Annotated in this window: 20 protein-coding genes and 1 pseudogene; 17 read left to right on the top strand and 4 right to left on the bottom strand. The window is 70.4% G+C overall.

What is annotated here, in order from left to right:
• Positions 1-31: 31 nt before the first annotated feature.
• Positions 32-2,230: an elongation factor G-like protein EF-G2 gene (locus tag ACFPA8_RS12940; RefSeq protein ID WP_386447152.1), complete on the bottom strand. Its 2,199-nt coding sequence runs from the start codon at positions 2,228-2,230 to the stop codon at positions 32-34.
• Positions 2,231-2,489: 259 nt separating this feature from the next.
• Positions 2,490-3,383 (bottom strand): LysR family transcriptional regulator, encoded by an 894-nt coding sequence (locus ACFPA8_RS12935; protein WP_386447149.1) that lies wholly within the window; start codon positions 3,381-3,383, stop codon positions 2,490-2,492.
• Between the two features lie 200 nt (positions 3,384-3,583).
• Here ACFPA8_RS12935 and ACFPA8_RS12930 point away from each other — a divergent pair, with 200 nt between their 5' ends.
• From ACFPA8_RS12930 to ACFPA8_RS12855, 16 genes and pseudogenes are all read left to right on the top strand, one after another.
• A complete protein-coding gene (locus ACFPA8_RS12930; protein ID WP_386447146.1) occupies positions 3,584-3,934 on the top strand; it encodes a DoxX family protein in 351 nt (116 codons plus the stop codon).
• Between the two features lie 247 nt (positions 3,935-4,181).
• Complete coding sequence (gene pgsA, locus ACFPA8_RS12925; protein ID WP_386447143.1) at positions 4,182-4,835, top strand: phosphatidylinositol phosphate synthase; 654 nt, start codon at positions 4,182-4,184, stop codon at positions 4,833-4,835.
• On the top strand, positions 4,832-5,827 hold the full coding sequence (locus ACFPA8_RS12920; protein ID WP_386447140.1) for a phosphatidylinositol mannoside acyltransferase: 996 nt from the start codon (positions 4,832-4,834) through the stop codon (positions 5,825-5,827). The genes pgsA and ACFPA8_RS12920 overlap by 4 nt, the downstream gene beginning before the upstream one ends.
• On the top strand, positions 5,824-6,987 hold the full coding sequence (locus ACFPA8_RS12915; protein WP_386447138.1) for a glycosyltransferase family 4 protein: 1,164 nt from the start codon (positions 5,824-5,826) through the stop codon (positions 6,985-6,987). Before ACFPA8_RS12920 ends, ACFPA8_RS12915 begins: the two co-directional genes overlap by 4 nt.
• 95 nt (positions 6,988-7,082) lie before the next feature.
• Positions 7,083-7,643: a hypothetical protein gene (locus ACFPA8_RS12910; protein WP_386447135.1), complete on the top strand. Its 561-nt coding sequence runs from the start codon at positions 7,083-7,085 to the stop codon at positions 7,641-7,643.
• Between the two features lie 236 nt (positions 7,644-7,879).
• Complete coding sequence (gene pdxS, locus ACFPA8_RS12905) at positions 7,880-8,806, top strand: pyridoxal 5'-phosphate synthase lyase subunit PdxS (protein WP_386447132.1); 927 nt, start codon at positions 7,880-7,882, stop codon at positions 8,804-8,806.
• Positions 8,807-8,921: 115 nt separating this feature from the next.
• Positions 8,922-9,515, top strand: coding sequence for a pyridoxal 5'-phosphate synthase glutaminase subunit PdxT (pdxT, locus tag ACFPA8_RS12900; protein ID WP_386447129.1), 594 nt, complete (start codon positions 8,922-8,924; stop codon positions 9,513-9,515).
• Between the two features lie 146 nt (positions 9,516-9,661).
• The gene (locus ACFPA8_RS12895) at positions 9,662-10,420 is read left to right on the top strand and encodes a YebC/PmpR family DNA-binding transcriptional regulator (RefSeq protein WP_386447126.1); all 759 of its coding nucleotides are present in this window, start codon (positions 9,662-9,664) and stop codon (positions 10,418-10,420) included.
• A 217-nt stretch (positions 10,421-10,637) separates the two neighbouring features.
• Entirely contained in the window at positions 10,638-11,228 is a 591-nt protein-coding gene (ruvC, locus tag ACFPA8_RS12890) for a crossover junction endodeoxyribonuclease RuvC (RefSeq protein ID WP_386447124.1), read from the top strand.
• Entirely contained in the window at positions 11,225-11,860 is a 636-nt protein-coding gene (gene ruvA, locus ACFPA8_RS12885) for a Holliday junction branch migration protein RuvA (protein WP_386447121.1), read from the top strand. The genes ruvC and ruvA overlap by 4 nt, the downstream gene beginning before the upstream one ends.
• 73 nt (positions 11,861-11,933) lie before the next feature.
• The gene (ruvB, locus tag ACFPA8_RS12880) at positions 11,934-13,037 is read left to right on the top strand and encodes a Holliday junction branch migration DNA helicase RuvB (protein WP_386447118.1); all 1,104 of its coding nucleotides are present in this window, start codon (positions 11,934-11,936) and stop codon (positions 13,035-13,037) included.
• A gap of 163 nt (positions 13,038-13,200) precedes the next feature.
• Positions 13,201-13,713, top strand: a complete 513-nt coding sequence (yajC, locus tag ACFPA8_RS12875; protein ID WP_386447115.1) for a preprotein translocase subunit YajC — start codon at positions 13,201-13,203, stop codon at positions 13,711-13,713.
• Between the two features lie 128 nt (positions 13,714-13,841).
• The gene (secD, locus tag ACFPA8_RS12870) at positions 13,842-15,587 is read left to right on the top strand and encodes a protein translocase subunit SecD (protein ID WP_386447113.1); all 1,746 of its coding nucleotides are present in this window, start codon (positions 13,842-13,844) and stop codon (positions 15,585-15,587) included.
• Between the two features lies 1 nt (position 15,588).
• Positions 15,589-16,773, top strand: a complete 1,185-nt coding sequence (secF, locus tag ACFPA8_RS12865; protein ID WP_386447110.1) for a protein translocase subunit SecF — start codon at positions 15,589-15,591, stop codon at positions 16,771-16,773.
• A gap of 14 nt (positions 16,774-16,787) precedes the next feature.
• The gene (locus ACFPA8_RS12860; RefSeq protein WP_386447651.1) at positions 16,788-17,351 is read left to right on the top strand and encodes an adenine phosphoribosyltransferase; all 564 of its coding nucleotides are present in this window, start codon (positions 16,788-16,790) and stop codon (positions 17,349-17,351) included.
• A 463-nt stretch (positions 17,352-17,814) separates the two neighbouring features.
• Positions 17,815-20,160 (top strand): annotated as a pseudogene (locus ACFPA8_RS12855) (RelA/SpoT family protein); the annotation flags it as partial.
• 133 nt (positions 20,161-20,293) lie between these two features.
• On the opposite strand, the gene ACFPA8_RS12850 reads toward ACFPA8_RS12855, so the two are convergent.
• Complete coding sequence (locus ACFPA8_RS12850; protein WP_386447107.1) at positions 20,294-21,526, bottom strand: DUF349 domain-containing protein; 1,233 nt, start codon at positions 21,524-21,526, stop codon at positions 20,294-20,296.
• 199 nt (positions 21,527-21,725) lie between these two features.
• Positions 21,726-22,565 carry a peptidylprolyl isomerase gene (locus tag ACFPA8_RS12845; RefSeq protein ID WP_386447104.1) on the bottom strand — a complete coding sequence of 280 codons (840 nt, stop codon included), beginning with the start codon at positions 22,563-22,565 and terminating at the stop codon, positions 21,726-21,728.
• A gap of 176 nt (positions 22,566-22,741) precedes the next feature.
• Between ACFPA8_RS12845 and ACFPA8_RS12840 the strand changes: the two genes are divergently transcribed.
• Positions 22,742-23,458 carry an MBL fold metallo-hydrolase gene (locus tag ACFPA8_RS12840; RefSeq protein ID WP_386447101.1) on the top strand — a complete coding sequence of 239 codons (717 nt, stop codon included), beginning with the start codon at positions 22,742-22,744 and terminating at the stop codon, positions 23,456-23,458.
• Position 23,459 lies beyond the last annotated feature (1 nt).

Here is a 23,459-nt window from a genome sequence, read left to right as displayed (position 1 = left end):
TTTCACGCGTCTTTGCCCAGCGTAGCGGTGATCAGCCGCCGTTCCGGGCCGCTTCCAGGATCTTGCCCGCCAGTTGCTGCGGCATCGGTTCGTGACAGGCGTACGAGCGCGCGAAACGGCCCGTTCCGTGGGAGAGCGAGCGCAACTCCACGGCGTAACGGCTGATCTCGATCTCGGGGATCAACGCCCGTACGAGCGTGTGGCCTTCGGAGGCCTGCTCGGTGCCGGAGACCTTGCCGCGCCGTCCGGACAGATCGCTCATCACCGATCCGACGTACTCGTCCGCCACTGTCACCCCCAACTCGGCGACGGGTTCCAGGAGATGGATGCGCGCCTTGGACGCGCAGTCACGCAGTGCGAGGGCGCCGGCCATCTGGAAGGCGGCGTCGGAGGAGTCCACCGAGTGCGCCTTGCCGTCGTGGAGCGTCGCCCGGAAGTCCACCAGCGGGTGGCCTGCGGCGACACCCTTGGCGGCCTGCGCCCTGATGCCCTTCTCCACGGACGGGATGAACTGCCGCGGCACTGCGCCGCCGACCACCTTGTCGACGAACTCGATGCCCGAACCGCCGGGCAGCGGCTCCACGGTGATCTCGCAGATCGCGAACTGCCCGTGCCCGCCCGACTGTTTGACGTGGCGTCCCCGCCCGGCGGCCTCCTCGGCGAAGGTCTCCCGCAGGGACACCTTGTGCGGCACGGAGTCGACGTTCACGCCGTACCGGCTGCGCAACCGCTCCAGGGCGACGCCCATGTGGGCCTCGCCGAGGCACCACAGGACGAGCTGACCGGTGTCGGAGTTGTGCTCCAGACGCATCGTGGGATCCTCGGCGACCAGCCGTGCCAGACCCTGCGAGAGCTTGTCCTCGTCCGCCTTGCTGTGCGCCTGGATGGCGACCGGCAGCAGCGGGTCGGGCATGACCCAGGGCTCCATCAGCAGCGGATCGTCCTTGCCGGAGAGGGTGTCCCCGGTCTCCGCCCGCGCGAGTTTCGCCACGCACGCGAGATCGCCGGCGACTGCTTTCGAGAGCGGGCGCTGCTGCTTGCCGAAGGGTGCGGAGAGGGCGCCCACACGCTCGTCGACGTCGTGGTCCTCGTGGCCGCGGTCCTCCAGGCCGTGTCCGGAGACGTGGACTGTCTGATCGGGGCGCAGGGTGCCGGAGAAGACGCGTACGAGCGATATGCGTCCCACGTAGGGGTCGGAGGAGGTCTTGACGACCTCCGCCGCCAGCGGCCCCTCCGGGTCGCAGGCCAGTACCGGGCGCGGCTTGCCCTCCGGGGTGGTCACGGCGGGGATCTCGCGCTCGAGCGGCGTCGGGAAACCTCCGGTGATCAGCTCCAGCAGCTCGACGGTGCCGAGGCCCTGGACGCTGCCCTCGGCGGCCGGTGCGGCGGCGAGCACGGGGTGGAAGACGCCGCGGGCGACGGCCTTCTCCAGGTCCGCGACGAGGGTCTTGATGTCGCAGTCGCCGCCTTCGAGGTACCGGTCCATCAGGGACTCGTCCTCGCTCTCGGCGATGATCCCCTCGATGAGGCGGCTCCTGGCCTCCTCGATCAGCGGGAGTTGGGCGGGGTCGGGTTCGCGCTCGGTGCGCTTCCCCGTGGAGTAGTCGAAGATCCGCTGGGTGAGCAGGCCGATGAGGCCTTCGACGGGGGCGTGTCCGTCGGCGCCCCGTGCGCCGCGCAGCGGGAGGTACAGCGGGAGGACCGCGTCGGGGTCGTCCCCGCCGAACACCCGCCGGCACGTGTCCACCATGTCCTCGAAGTCGGCCCGTGCGGCGTCGAGATGTGTGACCACGATGGCCCGCGGCATGCCGACGGCGGCGCACTCGTCCCAGACGAGGCGGGTGGCGCCGTCCACGCCGTCGGCTGCCGAGACGACGAAGAGGGCCGCGTCCGCTGCCCGCAGACCGGCCCTCAACTCTCCGACGAAGTCGGCGTATCCGGGAGTGTCCAGTACGTTGATCCGGATGCCGCCCCACTCCACCGGTACCACGGAGAGCTGCACCGAACGGTGTTGACGGTGTTCTATCTCGTCGTAGTCCGAGAGTGAGCCGCCGTCCTCGACCCTGCCTGCCCGCTTCACCGCCCCGGAGGCCAGGGCCAGTGCTTCGACGAGGGTGGTCTTGCCCGATCCGCTGTGGCCGACCAGTACCACGTTCCGCAGCTTGGACGGGTGGTCGGCCGCCGCCGCCCTGCCGGCGGCTCCGGGGTGTGTACTCGCCTTTTCGCCCATGTGTCCCGCCTTCCGGTCGACACCTTCCGGGGTTCGTCGCGATGACCGCGGTACTTCGAGCTTTCCACCGCTGCCCGCATGCGTCCATACGTGACGCAGGGGACCATTCGGACCAGGAGGGAGACGGTTGGAGGCCGGTGCCGTCCGGGCTGGTCGGCCGGTGCTGTCCGGGCTGGTCGGGCCGCCTCCGTGGCGCCCCTCCCGGCTGTCGCGTCTTCCGGGGCGGGGCGGGGCGGCCGGCAGGCCGGGAGGCGGGGCCTCACGCCGTGGCGTGCTCCAGGCAGCAGCGGACGAAGTCCTGCACGACGGGATCGGCGTCGTCCCCCGGCGACCAGGCCACGCCGACGCCGCTGGGGCTGACGCCGTCGACCGGCCGGTAGACGACGCCCGGGCGCGCGTAGAAGCGGGCGGCCGATTCGGGGGCGAGCGCGACTCCGTACCCGTTCGCGATCGCACTGAGCCACTCGTCGGGCTGGTCGGTGACGGCCCCCACGCGTACCGGACGGCCTTCGCGCTCGTCGGAGGCCAGCCAGAACTCCCGCCACCAGCCCGATTCCGGCGGAGCGGCCACGAACGGCTCGTCCCACAGCCGGCGCCAGGAGACGCGTGCGGACGCCGCGAGCGGATGCCGTGAGGGCAGTGCGACCCAGCGCGGTTCGGTGAAGAGCTCCGCCACGCGCAGGTCGTCCTGCCCGGGGAAGGGCAGCCGCAGCAGTGCGACGTCGGCGTCCCCCGCGGAGAGACCCGCCGTCGGGTCGGACCACGGAGCCTGCCGCATCTCGGGCCGCCAGTCCGGGCGGCGGCCGGTGAACGTGCCGATGATCTGCTGGGTCGCCTCGTTGGCGGCACTGCCGAGAAAGCCGATGCGCAGTACGCGTGCGGAGCGGCCGGCCGCGCTCTTGGTCTCCCGCAGCGCCTCCTCCCACGCGGCCAGCAGGGCCGGTACCCGCTCCGCCAGGGCCCGTCCCGGCTCCGTCAGCGCCATGCCGGACCGGGAGCGGGTGAACAGCCGCACGTCGAGCTGGGTCTCCAGTTGCTTGATCTGCTTCGTCAGCGCGGGTTGGGAGACGTACAGACGTGCGGCTGCACGGGTGAGGTTGCCCTCCTCGGCCACAGTGCCGAAATACCGCAGAAGCCGTGTGTCGACATCCATGCCGTCAGGTTATAGATGCAGGTATTGGACGTAAAGCGGGACTCTGATGAGGATGGATGGCGAGGGGCGCGGCAGGGCGCCGGGCCTCCGGAGACGGGGCTCGGGCAGCCCCGGCCGTACGCTCCTTCGCCGCACCGGCAACCGTCGGCTCCGCAGGGAGGCCGCAGGGAGTCCGTAGGGAGTCCGCAGGGGAGAAGGTCATGTTCGTCGCCTATGCCGTCGTCACCGTGGTCACGCTGCTGGCCAACGCAGGTACCGCTGTCGCCGACGTGGCGGGGGCCCGGTCCGTACTCGCCAACTCGGCCGAAGTGGGTGTTCCGCGGGCCTGGCTCCCCGTCCTCGCCGGCCTCAAGGCGGCAGGAGCTCTCGGCCTGCTGCTCGGGCTGCTGGGTCTGCCCGTAGTGGGAGAGGCCGCTGCGAGCGGGCTGGTGGTGTTCTTCATCGGGGCGATGGGAGCGCACGTGCGTGCCCGTGTGTTCCACAACATCGCCTTTCCCGCGGGCTACTTGGCGCTCGCCGTCGCCTCTCTGGCACTCGCGGCCGCGTACTGACCCCGCTGAACTTGCCGGCCCCGCTGACCTTGCTGACCTCATGGGCTCCCGAGAAGCAGGACCTCCCCGGGAGCCGGCCTTACCAGCAGCAGCTCTGCGCCTCCTTCCGCGCCGCTGTCCGGGCGCCGGTCCGCGCTGCCGGACGGCGCTGCGGGTCCGTGGACTTGAGCCCGCGCGCGGCTGACTACGATGGGCTCCCCGGTGGCCCCGAGTCCGTCGCCGGGAGCCGTCGACCTTCGGGACAACCATGCTGAACAAGTACGCGCGTGCGTTCTTCACGCGTGTTCTCACCCCTTTCGCCGCCCTGCTGCTGCGCCTGGGAGTGAGCCCCGACACGGTCACCCTGATCGGCACCGGCGGGGTGGTGGCGGGCGCACTGGTCTTCTACCCGCTGGGCGAGTTCTTCTGGGGCACCGTCGTCATCACGCTCTTCGTCTTCTCCGATCTCGTCGACGGCAACATGGCGCGGCAGATGGGGCGTTCGAGCCGCTGGGGCGCCTTCCTCGACTCCACGCTCGACCGGGTCGCGGACGCGGCGGTCTTCGGAGGAATCGCCCTCTGGTACGCGGGCGGCGGGAACAGCGTCCTGATGTGCGCCGTGTCCATCTTCTGCCTGGCCAGCGGGCAGGTCGTCTCCTACACCAAGGCACGCGGCGAGAGCATCGGGCTGCCGGTCGCCGTCAACGGCCTGGTGGAGCGCGCGGAGCGGCTCGTCATCACCCTCGTACTGACAGGGTTCTCGGGTCTGGCCAAATTCGGAGTACCGCACATCGAGGTGCTGCTGCCCGTCTCGCTGTGGGTGGTCGCGCTCGGCAGCATCGTGACACTCGGCCAGCGCGTCGTGACCGTCCGCCGTGAGGCCGCCGAGGCCGCCGAAGCCGAAGGGACGGGCACCGCGTGAGCACCGCCCGCGAACAGCTGACGGACTCGCTGTACGGCCTGGGCTGGTCCGCGGTCCGCAGGCTTCCCGAACCCGCGGCGGCCGCCCTCGGCAAGCGCATCGCGGACGTCGCATGGAGGCGGCGCGGACGAGGCGTGCGGCAGCTGGAGGCGAACCTCGCCCGTGTCGTCCCCGACGCGTCGCCCGAGCGGCTCGGCGAGCTGTCCCGCGCAGGCATGCGCTCCTACCTGCGGTACTGGATGGAGGCCTTCCGGCTGCCCTCCTGGAGCGAGCAGCGCATAAGGGAGAGCGTGCGGATCACCGACCTGCACCGGCTGACCGACGGCATCGCCTCCGACCGCGGCGTCATCCTCGCCCTGCCGCACCTGGCCAACTGGGATCTGGCAGGCGCGTACGTCACGGCCGGGCTGAAGACTCCCTTCAGCACGGTCGTCGAGCGTCTGAAGCCCGCCTCTCTCTTCGACCGATTCGTCGCCTACCGCGAGAGCCTCGGCATGGAGGTGCTGCCGCACTCCGGCGGCTCCGCCTTCGGAACGCTGGCGCGGCGCCTGCGCGAGGGAGGACTGGTGTGCCTGGTGGCGGACCGCGACCTGTCCGCATCCGGCATCGAGGTCACCTTCTTCGGTGAACGCACCCGCATGCCCGCCGGGCCTGCTCTGCTCGCGCAGCAGACCGGCGCGCTGCTGCTCCCCGTCACGCTCTGGTACGAACAGGCGCCCGTCCTGCGGGGCCGCGTGTACCCGCCCGTCGAGGTGCCGGCGGAAGGCACCCGCGAGGAGAAGACGGCCGTCATGACGCAGGCCGTGGCCGGCCGCTTCGAGAGCGGCATCGCCGAACACCCGGAAGACTGGCACATGTTGCAGCGTCTGTGGCTCTCCGACTTCCCCTCTCCGACCGGCTCCGCGGGGACCGACGGGAGTCACGGGGCGGGCATCGCCGACGCGAGGGGCGACAGCGGTGCCGTGCCCCCGAAGGAGGGCCGGGACGCATGAGGATCGGGATCGTCTGCCCGTACTCCTGGGACGTGCCCGGGGGCGTCCAGTTCCACATCCGTGACCTCGCGGAGCATCTGACCGGTCTGGGACACGAGGTGTCCGTGCTGGCCCCCTCGGACGACGAGACTCCGCTGCCGCCCTACGTCGTCTCCGCGGGACGTGCCGTGCCCGTGCCGTACAACGGGTCGGTCGCCAGGCTGAACTTCGGATTCCTCTCCGCGGCGCGGGTGAGGCGCTGGGTGCACGACGGCCGCTTCGACGTGCTGCACATCCACGAACCCGCCACGCCCTCCCTCGCGTTGCTCGCCTGCTGGGCGGCGCAGGGCCCGATCGTCGCGACGTTCCACACGTCCAACCCGCGTTCGCGGGCGATGATCGCGGCCTACCCGATCCTGCAGCCCGCGCTGGAGAAGATCAGCGCGCGCGTCGCCGTGAGCGAGTACGCCCGGCGCACTCTGGTCGAACACCTCGGCGGGGACGCCGTGGTGATCCCCAACGGTGTCGATGTCGACTTCTTCGCCCACGCCGAGCCGAAGGCCGAGTGGCAGGGCGGAACGATCGGCTTCATCGGCCGTATCGACGAGCCGCGCAAGGGACTTCCCGTCCTGATGGAGGCCTTCCCGCGCATTCTGGAGGCGCTGCCGCAGACCAGACTCCTCGTCGCCGGACGCGGTGACGAGGAGGAGGCAGTCGAAGCGCTGCCTGCCGCGATGCGTGAGCGCGTGGAGTTCCTCGGCATGATCAGCGACGAGGACAAGGCGCGGCTGCTGCGCAGCGTCGACCTGTACGTGGCGCCCAACACCGGCGGCGAGTCGTTCGGCATCATCCTCGTCGAGGCGATGTCGGCGGGAGCGCCCGTACTGGCCAGCGACCTGGACGCCTTCGCGCAGGTGCTCGACGGGGGAGAGGCGGGCGAGCTGTTCGTCACCGAGGACGCCGCGGGCCTCGCGGATTCCGCCGTGCGGCTGCTGGGCGACGCGGCACGGCGGGAGGAGCTGCGCGCGTACGGCAGCAGGCACGTCCGCCGCTTCGACTGGAGCACTGTCGGCGCCGACGTCCTCGCCGTCTACGAGACGGTCACCGACGGCGCCGCCGCCGTGGCCCCCGACGAGCGCATCGGGCTGCGCGCACGCTTCGGACTGGCCGCGCGGGGCTGACACCGAGCGGGCACGAGGGGACGGAGAGCGGCGGGCTGAGGGCCGTTCAGCAGCCGGGACAAGCCGGCTGAGGACCGAGGGAGAACGCAGGAGCGATGCCCACCACGACCACCCTGATCCTGCTCGCCGTCGCCGTGCTCCTGATCGGCGTCTATCTCAGCTGGACCGCGGGCCGCCTGGACCGGCTGCACGCCCGCATCGACGCCGCCAAGGCGGCCCTCGACGCGCAGCTGCTGCGCCGCGCCTCCATCGCTCAGGAGCTGGCCACCGCCGGCGTGCTCGACCCGGCGGCCTCGATGGTCCTCTACCAGGCGGCACACGACGCCCGTCAGGCCGAGGAGGACCAGCGGGAGGTCGCCGAGAGCGAGCTGAGCCAGGCGCTGCGTGCGGTCTTCGACGAGAGCGCCCAGGTCGAGGCCGTACGCGCGGCACCCGGCGGGGAGGAAGCAGCCGTCGAACTCGCCGCCGCGGTACGGAGGGTGCCGATGGCGCGGCGGTTCCACAACGACGCGGTACGGGCCGCGCGGGCGCTGCGCCGCCATCGCACGGTCCGTTGGCTGCGGCTGGCGGGCTACGCACCCTTCCCGCTGGCCTTCGAGATGGACGACGAGCCGCCGCCCGCCCTCGCGGACCGGGGCAACGGCGCTCCCCAGTAGCGCCGGTGCCCGGGAGCGAGCCCCCCGGGGAGGCGTGCCAGGCGTATCGGGGGCGGGCGTATCGGGGCCGGGTGTCCCCGGCATGGACGTGCGAGGCGGTTCCGTGCCACCGGCTGCGTCGTGCAGGCCACTGCACCGGAATTGGCCCTTTTCCAAGGCCACCCCTTTCGGTGACCGTGTATTCAGCAGACCTACCATGGTCCTGTCGTACTTTTCGCGTCGAGTGAGGTCATAGCGTGTCCAACCCGTCTTCCGAGTCCCCCGCCACCCCCGCCCCGGGGCCCGAGACCGGCACCGCGCGCGTCAAGCGCGGCATGGCCGAGCAGCTCAAGGGCGGCGTGATCATGGACGTCGTGACGCCCGAGCAGGCGAAGATCGCCGAGGACGCCGGCGCCGTCGCGGTCATGGCTCTCGAGCGGGTCCCCGCCGACATCCGCCAGCACGGCGGTGTCGCGCGGATGTCCGACCCCGACATGATCGAGGGGATCATCGAGGCCGTCTCCATCCCCGTGATGGCCAAGTCGCGCATCGGTCACTTCGTCGAGGCGCAGATCCTTCAGGCCCTCGGCGTCGACTACATCGACGAGTCCGAGGTCCTCACCCCGGCCGACGAGGTCAACCACAGCGACAAGTTCGACTTCACGACCCCCTTCGTCTGCGGTGCCACCAACCTCGGTGAGGCGCTGCGCCGTATCGCCGAGGGCGCCGCCATGATCCGCTCCAAGGGCGAGGCCGGCACCGGCAACATCGTCGAAGCCGTCCGTCACATGCGGCAGATCAAGGGCGAGATCGGCAAGCTCAGGGCGCTGGACAACCACGAGCTCTACGCCGCAGCCAAGGAGCTGCGCGCACCGTACGAGCTGGTGAAGGAGGTCGCCGAGCTCGGCAAGCTGCCCGTCGTCCTCTTCTCCGCCGGTGGCGTCGCCACTCCCGCCGATGCGGCACTCATGCGTCAACTGGGCGCCGAGGGCGTCTTCGTGGGCTCCGGGATCTTCAAGTCCGGCGACCCGGCGAAGCGTGCCGCGTCCATCGTGAAGGCCACCACCTTCTACGACGACCCGAAGATCATCGCCGATGCGTCACGCGGACTCGGCGAGGCCATGGTCGGCATCAACTGCGACACGCTGCCCGAAGGCGAGCGTTACGCCTCGCGCGGCTGGTGACAGCGGCGGGAACGGCCCGCCGTCCGTCCCGTCCGGTGCCGGTCCGTACCCCGAGTACGGCCGGTACCGGGGTCGTGGAAGCTGCACGCAGCACCCGTACGAGAGGCATCGAGCAGTGAGCACTCCCAAAGTCGGCGTCCTCGCCCTCCAGGGCGACGTACGCGAGCACTTCGCCGCGCTCGCCGCTGCGGGCGCAGAGGTGAGCGCCGTGCGGCGTCCCGGGGAGCTGGCGGACGTCGACGCCCTGGTCCTGCCCGGCGGCGAGTCGACCACGATGTCCAAACTGGCCATCGCCTTCGGTCTGATGGAGCCGCTGCGTGAGCGCGTGCACGCGGGTATGCCCGCCTACGGCTCGTGCGCGGGGATGATCATGCTCGCCGACAAGATCCTCGACCCGCGTTCGGGCCAGGAGACCGTCGGCGGCATCGACATGATCGTGCGGCGCAACGCGTTCGGGCGGCAGAACGAGTCCTTCGAGGCGCCGCTGGAGCTGAGCGGCGTCGGGGGCGGCCCGGTCGAGGGCGTCTTCATCAGGGCGCCGTGGGTGGAGTCGACGGGAGCACGGGCGGAGACGCTGGCCTCCTACGACGGGCACCCCGTGGCCGTGCGGCAGAGCCGCTTGCTGGCGACCTCCTTCCACCCCGAACTCACCGGCGACCACAGGGTCCACGCCCTGTTCGTGGACATGGTGCGCGAGGCCCTCGCCTGAAGCACCCACGCCGGACACGGTGCGTGGCGGCTCACGGCGGTGGACCGGGGGCGGAGCGGGCGGGACGCGGTGCGGTCAGCACGCTGAGCCGCTGGCGGTAGGATCTCCGCGTTGGTCCATGTCGGTGACGTCGAAGGAGCGAGGCTGTGTCCGGCCACTCTAAGTGGGCAACCACCAAGCACAAGAAGGCCGTGATCGATGCCAAGCGCGGCAAACTCTTCGCCAAGCTGATCAAGAACATCGAGGTCGCGGCCCGTACGGGCGGTGCCGACCCCGAGGGCAACCCGACGCTCTACGACGCCATCCAGAAGGCCAAGAAGAGCTCGGTCCCCAACAAGAACATCGACAGCGCGGTCAAGCGGGGCGCCGGCCTCGAGGCCGGCGGCGCCGACTACGAGACGATCATGTACGAGGGCTACGGCCCCAACGGCGTGGCCGTGCTCATCGAGTGCCTCACCGACAACCGCAACCGCGCGGCCTCGGACGTACGCGTCGCCATGACCCGCAACGGCGGTTCCATGGCCGACCCCGGCTCCGTCTCCTACCTGTTCAACCGCAAGGGCGTCGTGATCGTCCCCAAGGGGGACGACGGGCTCTCCGAGGACGACGTGCTGGGGGCGGTGCTGGAGGCCGGAGCCGAGGAAGTCAACGACCTCGGCGAGAACTTCGAGGTCATCAGCGAGGCGACCGACCTCGTCGAGGTCCGTACGGCGCTGGTGGACGCCGGCATCGACTACGAGTCGGCCGACAACAGCTTCCTGCCCAGCGTGCAGGTCCCGCTGGAGGAGGAAGGCGCCCGCAAGATCTTCAAGTTGATCGACGCGCTGGAGGACAGCGACGACGTGCAGAACGTCTTCGCCAACTTCGACGTCACCGACGACGTCATGGCCAAGGTCGACGCCTGACGGTGGCATCCGGCCCGGTGTCCGAGGCTCCGGCCTCCCACGCCGGGCCGGCGCATGCTCCGGGCGGCCCGCACCGCGGTTCCCGCCGCGGCAACTGCCGTACGGCCGAGGAGTTTCACCTGCCCGCTCCGGTACTGCCCCCCGGCGTTGTCGGTGCCTGCCGATAACCTGCGGGGACTGCTGGAGAAGGCCCGAAGGTGGAACGAGGAGGACCTGGGTGCGTGTGCTCGGTGTCGACCCGGGACTGACCCGCTGCGGGATCGGCGTCGTCGAGGGTGTGGCCGGCCGGCCGCTGACGATGCGCGCGGTCGGCGTCGTACGCACGGGGGCGGACGCGGAGATCGCCGACCGCCTCGTCCTCATAGAGCAGGGCATCGAGGAGTGGCTGGATGCGTACCGTCCCGAAGCGGTCGCCGTGGAGCGGGTCTTCAGCCAGCACAACGTCCGTACGGTGATGGGCACCGCCCAGGCCAGCGCCGTCGCCATGCTCTGCGCGGCACGCCGTGGCCTGCCCGTCGCGCTGCACACACCGAGCGAGGTCAAGGCGGCGGTCACGGGCTCGGGCCGTGCGGAGAAGGCACAGGTCGGTGCCATGGTCACCAGACTGCTCCGGCTCGACGCCCCGCCCAGGCCCGCAGATGCCGCCGACGCACTCGCCCTCGCCATCTGCCACATCTGGCGCGCACCGGTGCAGCAGCGGCTCGACCGTCTACAGCAAGCGCACGCGAAGCAGGCCGCCGGCCGCTCGACTGCCGCCGCAGCGCGGGCAGATGACTCCACCCGAGCCACGAAAGGCACCCGCCGATGATCGCCTTCGTCTCCGGACCCGTCGCCGCTCTCGCGCCGGACGCCGCAGTGATAGAGGTGGGCGGCGTCGGCATGTCGGTCCAGTGCACTCCGGACACGCTCGCGCAGTTGCGGGTCGGCAGGCACGCCAAACTCGCCACGTCCCTCGTCGTACGCGAGGATTCGCTCACTCTCTACGGATTCGAGGACGACGACGCACGTCAGACCTTCGAGCTGCTCCAGACGGCGAGCGGCGTCGGCCCCCGCCTCGCCCAGGCCATGCTCGCCGTGCACTCACCGGACGCCCTGCGCCTGGCTGTTGCCGAGGGCGACGAGAAGGCGCTGACCGCCGTGCCGGGAATCGGCAAGAAGGGCGCACAGAAGCTGCTGCTGGAGCTGAAGGGCCGGCTGGGCGAGCCGGTGCCGGGCGCCGGAGGTCAACTCCCGGCCCGGGGCGGGACTTCCGCGGCCGGTGGCGGCTGGCGGGGCCAACTCCACACCGCGCTCGTCGGGTTGGGGTACGCCACCCGCGAGGCGGACGAGGCGGTCGCCGCGGTGGCACCGCAGGCGGAGGCCGCGTCGGCGGCCGGTGCGGAGCCGCCCGTACCGCAGTTGCTGCGAGCCGCCCTGCAGACGCTGAACCGGGCGCGGTGAACCGGGCGGGACGCCCTGCGCCGGGCGGACGGATCAGGCACGTGCACACGCGGATGCGGCAGAGGCGGACGTCATGAGCAGGGACGAGGACCAGCAGTACGCGGCGGGCGCCGCGGCGGACGGCGGCGTGGACCGTCTCGTCGGCCCCGAGGCCGACAGCGAGGAGAGCGCCGTCGAGGCGGCGCTGCGCCCCAAGGAGCTGGGCGAGTTCATCGGGCAGCCGAAGGTGCGGGAGCAGCTCGACCTCGTCCTCAAGGCCGCGAGGCAGCGCAACGGGACGGCCGACCACGTTCTGCTCTCGGGGGCGCCGGGCCTGGGCAAGACGACCCTCTCCATGATCATCGCGGCGGAGATGGCCGCACCGATCCGCATCACGTCCGGCCCGGCCATCCAGCACGCGGGCGACCTCGCCGCGATCCTCTCCTCGCTGCAGGAGGGGGAGGTGCTCTTCCTCGACGAGATCCACCGGATGTCGCGCCCCGCCGAGGAGATGCTGTACATGGCGATGGAGGACTTCCGCGTCGATGTGATCGTCGGAAAGGGCCCTGGAGCAACGGCGATTCCGCTGGAGCTGCCGCCCTTCACGCTCGTCGGCGCCACCACCCGTGCCGGGCTGCTGCCGCCGCCGCTGCGCGACAGGTTCGGTTTCACCGCGCACATGGAGTTCTACGAACCGCACGAGTTGGAGCAGGTCGTCCACCGCTCGGCCCGGCTGCTCGACGTGGAGATCGACACCGACGGCGCCGCCGAGATCGCCGGACGTTCCCGCGGCACGCCCCGCATCGCCAACCGCCTGCTGCGCAGGGTGCGGGACTACGCCCAGGTCAAGGCCGACGGCTCGATCGATCAGGACATCGCCTCCCGGGCCCTGGGTGTCTACGAGGTGGACGAGCGGGGCCTCGACCGGCTCGACCGGGCCGTACTCACCGCCCTGCTCAAGCTGTTCGGCGGCGGCCCCGTCGGTCTCTCCACGCTCTCCGTCGCGGTCGGCGAGGAGCGTGAGACCGTGGAGGAAGTGGCCGAGCCGTTCCTCGTACGCGAGGGGCTGCTCGCCCGAACTCCGCGGGGCCGCATCGCCACACCGGCGGCATGGGACCACCTGGACATGCCGAGGCCCACGCAGAACCCGCCGCATCCACCGGGCGGATCGGGACAACAGGGGTTGTTCGGAGCGTGACCGTGCAGATACTCGCGGGCTCAGGAACCCCAGTGCCATGCTTGACGTTGTTCCATCGGCGAGGGCTCGCTTAGACTCCGCCGACGTCGTTCCTCAGGTGCGGCGCGCCCACCCCGAAATCCAGGCCGCTGAGACGCGGTCGTGCGAAGGACATTCTTCCGCCGTGAATATCGTTACTCTCCTCCCCTTCATCGTGCTCATCGGGGCCATGTTCCTGATGACCCGGTCCGCAAAGAACAAGCAGCGTCAGGCCGCCCAGATGCGGGACTCGATGCAGCCCGGCACCGGCGTCCGGACCATCGGGGGCATGTACGCCACCGTCAAGGAGATCCGCGATGACACGGTCCTCCTTGAGGTTGCTCCCGGGACACACGCGCTCTTCGCCAAGAACGCCGTGGGCGCCGTCCTCGAATCCGAGGAGTTCGACCGGATCGTGAACGCCTCCCCCGACGACCTCGAGGTCGGAGAGGCCGTCGTCCCGGACGACGCCTCGTCCCTGACCTCGGACGACGACTCCTCCGACGACTCGAAGGTGGACTTCGCCAAGTCCGCCGACGAGAACGACGCCGAGGACACTGCCGACGACACCGCAGAGGGCGGTTCGAAGGACGCGGCGGCCACGGCCGACGAGAAGCCCGGGGACGTCAAGCGCAAGGGCGACTCCGGCTCGGAGTAAGGTCGGCGCCGCCGGGCCGGTGACCGGGCCCGGCGGCGGAGCATGTCCAAAGACCATTTGTGCGCCGCGTGGCGGCCCGACTCGACTCCTGGGCCGGCACCGGCGGTTGGGACAGGAGAGACGAGAAGGTGGCAGCACCGAAGAAGGGCCGCAGGAGCCCGGGGGCCCACGGGAAGCCGGGGCGCTCGCTGATTCTGATCCTGCTGGTCTTGGGGGGTCTGACCGGGGGCATGTTCCTCTCCGGGCACACCACTCCCCGGCTCGGCATCGACCTAGCCGGGGGCACGAGCATCACGCTCGAGGCCAAGAACCAGCCCGGCAAGGCCGACGCGATCAACCCGACCAACATGAAGACCGCCGTGGGCATCATCGAGCGGCGCGTGAACGGTCTGGGCGTCTCCGAGGCCGAGGTCCAGACCCAGGGCGACCGGCACATCATCGCCAACATCCCCCGGGGGACGAACGAGAAGCAGGCGCGTGAGCAGGTCGGTACGACCGCCAAGCTGGCCTTCCGCCCCGTACTGACCTACGCGCCGTCCACCCCGCAGCCCCAGCCCTCGCCCTCGAAGCCGGGCGGTGAGAAGGGCGAGCAGGGCGAGCAGGGCGACAAGGGCGACAAGGCCGAGCAGGGTGAGAAGGGCGACCAGGGCCGTGCGGTGACCGACGACCTGCGAGCTGCCCCGGCCGACGAGGACAAGCCGTCTCCCAAGCCCGATCAGACGAAGCCCCCCACGACTCCGCCGCAGCAGCAGCAACCCCCGGGTGTGACTCCGGAGCTGGCGAAGAAGCTGCAGAAGATCCAGTGCAACACCAAGGAGCAGCGGGCCAAGGCGAGTGAGCAGGCCGCGGCGACGGAGCCGGACGAGCCCATCGCCGCCTGCGACGCCAAGCAGAGGCTCAAGTACGTTCTGGGCCCCGTCGGGGTCGACGGCAAGAACGTCACCGATGCCAAGGCCCAGTTCGACCAGCAGCGCGGCCAGTGGATCGTCACCATGTCGTTCGACGACAAGGGGTCGAAGGCGTTCGGCGACACCACCGGCGAACTGGCCAAGAAGCAGCAGCCGCAGAACCAGTTCGCGATCGCGCTGGACGGCGAGGTGGTCTCCGCTCCGTCGGTCAACCAGCGGCTGACAGCGAACGCGGAGATCTCCGGCAGCTTCACCCAGGAGTCCGCGGAGGAGCTCGGCAACATCCTCAGCTACGGTGCGCTTCCGCTGACCTTCGAGGAGTCGGACGTCACCACCGTGACCGCGGCCCTCGGCAGCGACCAGCTCCAGGCGGGCCTCATCGCGGGCGCCATCGGGCTCGCGCTGGTGATCATCTACCTCGTGGCGTACTACCGCGGGCTGTCGCTCATCGCGATCCTCAGCCTCCTCGTCTCGGCGGTGCTCACCTACACGCTCATGTCGCTGCTCGGCCCGGCCATCGGCTTCGCGCTGAACCTGCCGGCCGTCTGCGGTGCGATCGTCGCCATCGGCATCACGGCGGACTCGTTCATCGTGTACTTCGAACGCATCCGGGACGAGATCCGCGAGGGCCGTACGCTCCGGCCCGCCGTCGAGCGGGGGTGGCCGCGTGCCAGGCGTACGATCCTGGTCTCCGACTTCGTCTCGTTCCTCGCGGCGGCGGTGCTCTTCATCGTCACCGTCGGAAAGGTGCAGGGCTTCGCGTTCACGCTCGGCCTCACCACGCTCCTGGACGTCGTCGTGGTCTTCTTCTTCACCAAGCCTCTGATGACGGTGCTGGCCCGAGGAAAGTTCTTCTCCAGCGGCCACCCCTGGTCCGGCCTGGACCCGACCAGGCTCGGTGCCAAGCCGCCGCTGCGCCGCGGCCGCCGCTCGTACGCCGTCAGCACCGACCCGAAGGAGGCATGAGATGTCACGACTCGGCAGTCTCGGTGCCCGGCTCTACCGCGGCGAGGTCGGCTACGACTTCGTCGGCAAGCGGATGTTCTGGTACGGCGTCTCGATCCTCATCACGATCACCGCGATCGTCGGCCTCGGGGTCCGGGGCCTGAACATGGGCATCGAGTTCGAGGGCGGCGCCGTCCTCACCACGCCCAAGACCTCGGCCTCGGTGTCGCAGGCCACCGAACTCGCGGAGAAGACCTCCGGGCACACCGCCATCGTCCAGCAACTGGGCAACGGCGGTATGCGCATCCAGATCGCGGGTCTGGACACGGCCAAGTCCACGGAGGTCAAGGAGAAGATCTCCGGCGAACTGAAGGTCGACCCCAACAAGATCGACACTCAGCTCGTCGGCCCGAGCTGGGGCGAGCAGATCGCGAACAAGGCCTGGCTGGGGCTGGGGATCTTCATGGTCCTCGTGGTGATCTATCTCGCCATCGCCTTCGAGTGGCGGATGGCGCTGGCCGCCCTGATCGCGCTGATCCACGACATCACCATCACCGTCGGCATCTACTCCCTCGTGGGATTCGAGGTCACGCCCGGCACGGTGATCGGTCTGCTCACCATCCTCGGCTATTCGCTCTACGACACCGTCGTCGTCTTCGACGGTCTGAGAGAGGGCAGCCGGAACGTCACGAAGCAGACCCGCTACACCTACAGCGAGATCGCCAACCGCAGCATCAACTCGACCCTGGTGCGTTCCATCAACACCACCGTCGTGGCGCTGCTGCCGGTCGCCGGCCTGCTGTTCATCGGTGGTGGTCTGCTGGGCGGCGGCATGCTCAACGACATCGCTCTCTCGCTCTTCGTCGGCCTGGCCGCCGGTGCGTACTCCTCGATCTTCATCGCGACCCCGCTCGTCGCCGACTTCAAGGAGCGCGAGCCGCAGATGAAGGCACTCGCCAAGCGCGTACGGGCCAAGCGCCTGAAGGCCGAGGAGCGCGGAGCGGAGACGCCGGAGGAGTTCGAGGACCAGGAAGGCGACGGCAGCGCTCCGCGGGACGCCGACGACGGCCCCGCGCCTCAGGGCGCGGCGGCAGGCGTCGTCGGGCCACCTGGGCAGCGCGAGGTCTCCGGCCCGCGCCCCCAGCGCCGCCAGCCCGCGTCCCGTGGCCGCGGCGGCCGTAACCGACCGTCCGGAAAGCGCAGGTGAGCGAAGTGACGGGAATGAGTGAGGCGGCCTCGCCGGTCTCGGCCGAGGTGCGGGAGATGCTCCTCAGCCGCATCCGCGACGTGGCGGACTACCCGCTGGAGGGAGTGATGTTCAAGGACATCACCCCGCTGCTGGCCGACCACGAGGCGTTCTCGGTGCTGACCGACTCCCTGGCACGGATCTGCACCGAACGCGGCGCCACCAAGGTCATCGGCCTCGAAGCGCGCGGTTTCATCCTCGCCGCTCCGGCGGCGGTACGGGCCGGTCTCGGTTTCGTGCCCGTGCGCAAGGCGGGCAAGCTCCCTGGCGCCACGCTCGCCCAGTCCTACGAGCTGGAGTACGGGACTGCGGAGATCGAGGTCCACGCCGAGGACCTGACCGCCGAGGACCGGGTGCTGATCATCGACGACGTGCTGGCGACGGGCGGCACGGCCGAGGCTTCACTCCAGCTGGTCCGCCGGGCCGGTGCGCAGGTCGCCGGGTTCGCGGTCCTGCTGGAGATCGGCTTCCTCGGAGGCAGGGAGCGCCTGACCCCGGCGCTGGGGGACGTACCGCTGGAGGCGTTGGTCACGGTCTGACGACGAGAGACCGGTACAAGGCGGTCACCCGGTACGTTCTTCCCAGGAGCGCCGGGTGACCGCCTTCGTCATGTCTGCCCATGCGGCCGTGGGCAGGGGGGCGGCGGGGGTCGATACCATGACAGTCCGACCTGGGGTCCACCGAGGAGTGCATTTGCCAGACGAGGCCCAGCCGCTGAAGGCGGCAAAGCGGCGAGACGCCGAGCCCGGCGGGCCCGGCGCGGCTGCCGCGGCCACGCGCAAGGCGACTCAGGACGGCTCGGAGAGCAAAGGCGGCACTGCCGCCCCGGGCGCCTCGGGGAGCCCCGACGCCGCCACCGCGCGGGGAGCCGGCCAGCAGGGGACCGTTCTCGACGAGCGCGCCGCCCGCAGCCGGGCCGAGGCCGAGCACTCGGAGCGTACGCAGCGCGACGTCCGGGCGGAGAGGGCCGAGGCCGCCCAGAAGGCGCAGAGCGAACGAGTGGCGCCCGCCCGCGCCGTCTCGGGGGTCTCGGGCCGCTCCGGTTCCTCGAACCGCGTACGGGCACGTCTGGCGCGGCTCGGAGTGCAGCGTTCCAGTCCGTTCAACCCCGTCCTCGAGCCGCTGCTGCGGATAGTGCGCGGCAACGACCCCAAGATCGAGTCGGCGACGCTGCGGCAGATCGAGCACGCCTACCAGGTCGCGGAGCGCTGGCACCGCGGCCAGAAGCGCAAGAGCGGCGACCCGTACATCACACACCCGCTCGCGGTGACCACGATCCTGGCCGAGCTGGGCATGGACCCGGCGACGCTCATGGCCGGCCTGCTGCACGACACCGTCGAGGACACCGAGTACGGCCTGGACACGCTGCGCCGCGACTTCGGCGAGCAGGTCGCCCTCCTCGTCGACGGCGTCACGAAGCTCGACAAGGTCAAGTTCGGCGAGGCGGCGCAGGCGGAGACCGTTCGCAAGATGGTCGTCGCCATGGCCAAGGACCCGCGGGTGCTGGTCATCAAGCTCGCCGACCGGCTGCACAACATGCGCACGATGCGCTATCTGAAGCGCGCCAAGCAGGAGCAGAAGGCCCGCGAGACGCTGGAGATCTTCGCGCCGCTCGCCCACCGGCTCGGCATGAACACCATCAAGTGGGAGCTGGAGGATCTCGCCTTCGCGATCCTCTACCCGAAGATGTACGACGAGATCGTCCGGCTGGTGGCGGAGCGGGCGCCGAAGCGGGACGAGTACCTGGCCGTCGTCACCGACGAGGTCCAGGCCGACCTGCGGGCGGCCCGTATCAAGGCGACCGTCACCGGGCGGCCGAAGCACTACTACAGCGTCTACCAGAAGATGATCGTCCGGGGCCGGGACTTCGCGGAGATCTACGACCTGGTGGGCATCCGGGTCCTGGTGGACACCGTCCGCGACTGCTACGCCGCGCTGGGCACGGTGCACGCCCGCTGGAACCCGGTCCCCGGCCGGTTCAAGGACTACATCGCGATGCCCAAGTTCAACATGTACCAGTCGCTGCACACGACGGTCATAGGGCCCGGCGGCAAGCCGGTGGAGCTCCAGATCCGCACGTTCGACATGCACCGCCGCGCCGAGTACGGCATCGCCGCGCACTGGAAGTACAAGCAGCAGGCCGTCGCCGGCGCCTCCAAGGTGCGTACGGACGTGCCCAAGAGCGCGGGCAAGGGCGACGAGCACGTCAACGACATGTCGTGGCTGCGGCAGTTGCTCGACTGGCAGAAGGAGACCGAGGACCCGGGCGAGTTCCTGGAGTCGCTGCGCTTCGACCTCTCCCGCAACGAGGTCTTCGTCTTCACCCCCAAGGGCGACGTCATCGCGCTGCCCGCCGGGGCCACCCCCGTGGACTTCGCGTACGCGGTCCACACGGAGGTCGGCCACCGTACGATCGGCGCACGCGTCAACGGCCGCCTGGTGCCACTGGAGTCGACGCTCGACAACGGCGACACCGTCGAGGTCTTCACCTCGAAGGCCGCGGGCGCCGGGCCCTCCCGTGACTGGCTGAGCTTCGTCAAGTCCCCCAGGGCCCGCAACAAGATCCGCGCCTGGTTCACCAAGGAACGCCGCGACGAGGCCATCGAGCACGGCAAGGACGCCATCGCGCGTGCGATGCGCAAGCAGAACCTGCCGATCCAGCGCATCCTCACGGGCGACTCCCTGGTCACCCTCGCCCACGAGATGCGTTACCCGGACATCTCGGCCCTCTACGCCGCGATCGGCGAGGGCCACGTCTCCGCGCAGAGTGTGGTGCAGAAGCTCGTCCAGTCGCTCGGCGGCGAGGACGCGGCCAACGAGGACCTGGCCGAGACCTCCCCGCCCATGCCGGCCGCGACGCGGCGTGCCAAGCGCAGGGCGAACTCCGACCCGGGCGTCGTCGTCAAGGGAGTCGACGACGTCTGGGTCAAGCTCGCGCGCTGCTGTACCCCAGTGCCCGGTGATCCCATCATCGGCTTCGTCACTCGCGGCAACGGCGTCTCGGTGCACCGCACGGACTGCGTCAACGTCGACTCCCTGACCAAGGAGCCCGAGCGGATCATCGACGTGGAGTGGGCGCCGAGCCAGTCCTCGGTCTTCCTCGTCGCGATCCAGGTCGAGGCGCTGGACCGGTCCCGGCTGCTCTCCGACGTCACGCGGATCCTCTCCGACCAGCACGTCAACATCCTCTCGGCGGCGGTCCAGACGTCCCGTGACAGGGTCGCCACGTCCCGCTTCACCTTCGAGATGGGGGACCCCAAGCACCTGGGGCACGTGCTGAAGGCGGTGCGCAGCGTGGAGGGCGTGTACGACGTCTACCGGGTGACGTCGGCTCGCAGGCCGTCCTGAGGACCGAGCGGACCGTGCCGGGGCCCGAGGGCCCGCCACGCTCAGCACGTGGCAGCAGTGTGCCGCCCGCACGATCACGTGCGGGCGGCACACTGTTCGTCGTCGACGGACCCGCCCCGGGGTCCGCCCGGGGTCAGCCCCCGAACTCCTGAAGGCCCTTGAGCGCCTGGTCCAGCAGTTCCTGGCGGCCCGCCAGCTCCTTCTCCAGCTTCTCGGCCTTGGCGGTGTTGCCCGCTGCGCGCGCCTGCTCGGCCTGACGCTGCAGCTTGTCGACCGCGTCCTGCAGCTGCCCGGTGAGTCCGGCCGCCCGAGCCCGCGCCTCCGGGTTCGTGCGACGCCATTCGGCCTCTTCGGCCTCCTGGATCGCCCGCTCCACCGCGTGCATCCGGCCCTCGATCTTCGGCCTGGCGTCACGCGGCACGTGGCCCACGGCGTCCCAGCGCTCGTTGATCGCCCGGAAGGCGCCGCGTGCCGACTTCAGGTCGGTGACGGGCAGCAGCTTCTCCGCCTCCGCGGCCAGCTCCTCCTTGCGTGCCAGGTTCTCCCGCTGCTCGCTGTCGCGTTCGGCGAACACCTCGCTGCGGGCCTGGAAGAAGACGTCCTGGGCGCCGCGGAACCGCTGCCAGAGGTCGTCCTCGTGCTCACGCTGAGCACGTCCCGCTGCCTTCCACTCCTGCATCAGGTCGCGGTACTTGGCAGCGGTCGGGCCCCAGTCGCGGGAGTCGGAGAGGGCCTGGGCCTCGGCCACCAGCTTCTCCTTGCGCTGCCGGGCCTCCTCGCGCTGCGCGTCCAGCTGCGCGAAGTGCGCTTTGCGGCGCTTGGAGAAGGCCGAGCGGGCGTGGGAGAAGCGGCGCCACAGCTCGTCGTCCGTCTTCCTGTCCAGCCGCGGGAGGCTCTTCCAGCTCTCGACCAGGGCACGCAGCCTTTCACCGGCCGCCCGCCACTGCTCGCTCTGTGCGAGTTCCTCCGCCTCGGCGACCAGCTCTTCCTTTGAACGGCGTGCCTGCTCGTTCTGCTTGGCCTTCTCCGCCTTGCGCTGCTCGCGGCGCTCCTCGACCACCCCCGCGAGGGTGTCGAGCCGCTTGCTCAGCGCGGCCAGGTCGCCCACCGCGTGATGGGCGTCCACCTGCTCCCGCAGGTGCTCGATGGCTGTGCCGGCGTCCTTGGCGGACAGGTCGGTGGTCTTCACCCGGCGCTCCAGGAGGCCGATCTCCACCACCAGGCCCTCGTACTTGCGCGTGAAGTAGGCGAGTGCTTCCTCGGGAGAGCCTGCCTGCCAGGATCCGACGACCTTCTCGCCGTCGGCTGTACGCACGTACACGGTCCCCGCCTCGTCGACGCGGCCCCACGACGGGTCGCTGCTCACAGCGCCTCCTCCACATGATGCCCGGTCCGGTAGGAAAGCCGCCCCCGGCATCGTCCACAGATCTCGTCACTTGCCAACATAGGCGAACCCGTACCGCGCTGTCCGCATGCAGACGGAGCGAAATTCCGCATCCGGCGAAGCGCGGGCGGAGCTCCCGCCGGGCATGCCATGAGCTGCCCGGGTCCTGCCGTCCTGCCGGTCAGGACTTGCTCACCGTGGCCCGCTCGATCACCACGGTCGCGTTGGGCGGGGTGTTCTGCGTCTTGGGATCGGGCGTCGAACCGGCCTTGGCGACCTTCTTGAGTACGTCCATGCCGCCGGTGATCTTGCCGAACGGCGTGTAGTCCGGGGGCAGGGTGCTGTCCTCGAAGACGAGGAAGAACTGGCTGCCGCCGGTGTCCCGGCCCTCCTTCGTCTGCGGGCTGTACCGGTTCGCCATCGCGACGGTCCCCGCCGGGTACGTGCCGCCCTTCAGACGGGGGTCCTTCAGGTTCTCGTCGGGGAGGGTGTACCCGGGGCCGGACTTGCCCGTGGCCGTGGGGTCGCCGCACTGCAGGACGTGGATGCTCTGGTCGACGAGGCGGTGGCACTCCGTGTGGTCGAAGAACTTCTCATCCGCGAGGAACTTGAAGCTGTTCACGGTGCGGGGCGTCTTCTCGGCGTCCATCTCGAAGGAGATGTCACCGCACGTCGTGGCAAGCTTCATGGCGTACTTCGCGGTCCGGTCGACGGCGAGTTCCGGCTCCTTCTTCCACTTCTTCCCGTTGGGCTCGCCCTTCGACGGCTTCTCGCAGGGGTCGTACGACTTGCTGGGAGACGGGGAGGGCTTCGCCTGCTTGTCGGCGGTGTCGTCCTTCTTGTCCCGGTTCAGGCCGCCGGTGGCCGCGTACGCGGCGGCCGCCGCGACGACGAGCACCCCCACGACGGCGAGGGCGATGTTCCGCAGGCGAGCCCTGCGGCGCCGAGCAGCCCGGCGTTCCTGCTGCCGCAGGTACTTCTCACGGGCGAGCTGCTTTCTGCGCTGATCACTGCTGACCACCGGGTCGTCTCCTTCAGGCCGTGCGTGCGTCGGGATGCGTGCGTACGTACCAGAGTCCGGCCGTACCGTATACGGGTTCGCGGCGCCCGTGCCGCCGCCGGTAGGCTGTGACCAGCCTGATCGGCGAAGAACTGCCTGTTCGCCGTGACCGATTGCCGGACGACTGAAGGACGATCGTGCTCGTTGCGGGGTTCCCCGCCGGGGCCTGGGGGACCAATTGCTATCTGGTCGCCCCCGCCGCCGGTGAGGAGTGCTTGATCATCGACCCTGGCCACCAGGCCGCGCAAGGCGTCGAGGAGGCCGTCGCCAAGCACCGGCTGAAGCCGGTCGCCGTCGTGCTCACGCACGGCCACATCGACCACGTCGCCTCGGTCGTGCCGGTCTGCGGAGCCCACGGCGTGCCCGCCTGGATCCACCCCGCCGACCGCTACATGATGAGCGACCCCGAGAAGGCGCTGGGCCGCAGCATCGGGCAGCAGCTGATGGGCGAGCTGACCGTCGGCGAGCCCGACGACGTCGAGGAACTGACCGACGGGGCGACGCTTCGCCTGGCCGGACTGGAGCTGACCGTCTCGCACGCCCCGGGCCATACCAAGGGGTCGGTGACCTTCCGGATGCCCGAACAGGCCGACGTACCACCGGTGTTCTTCTCGGGCGACCTGCTGTTCGCCGGCTCCGTCGGACGTACCGACCTGCCCGGGGGCGACCACGAGGAGATCCTGCAGTCGCTGGCACGCGTGTGCCTGCCGCTGGAGGACGAGACCGTGGTGCTCTCGGGGCACGGCCCCCAGACCACCATCGGCCAGGAGCGCGCCACCAACCCGTTCATGAGGCAGGTGGCCGCCGGGCCGGGAGGCGCCGCAACAGGCGCCTCCCCCCGACGAGGAATGTGAC

The organism is Streptomyces ovatisporus (assembly GCF_042653885.1).
Lineage (GTDB): Bacteria > Actinomycetota > Actinomycetes > Streptomycetales > Streptomycetaceae > Streptomyces > Streptomyces ovatisporus.
The sequence above is the reverse complement of the archived record's forward strand: the minus strand, read 5'-3'. Positions and strand labels throughout refer to the sequence as shown.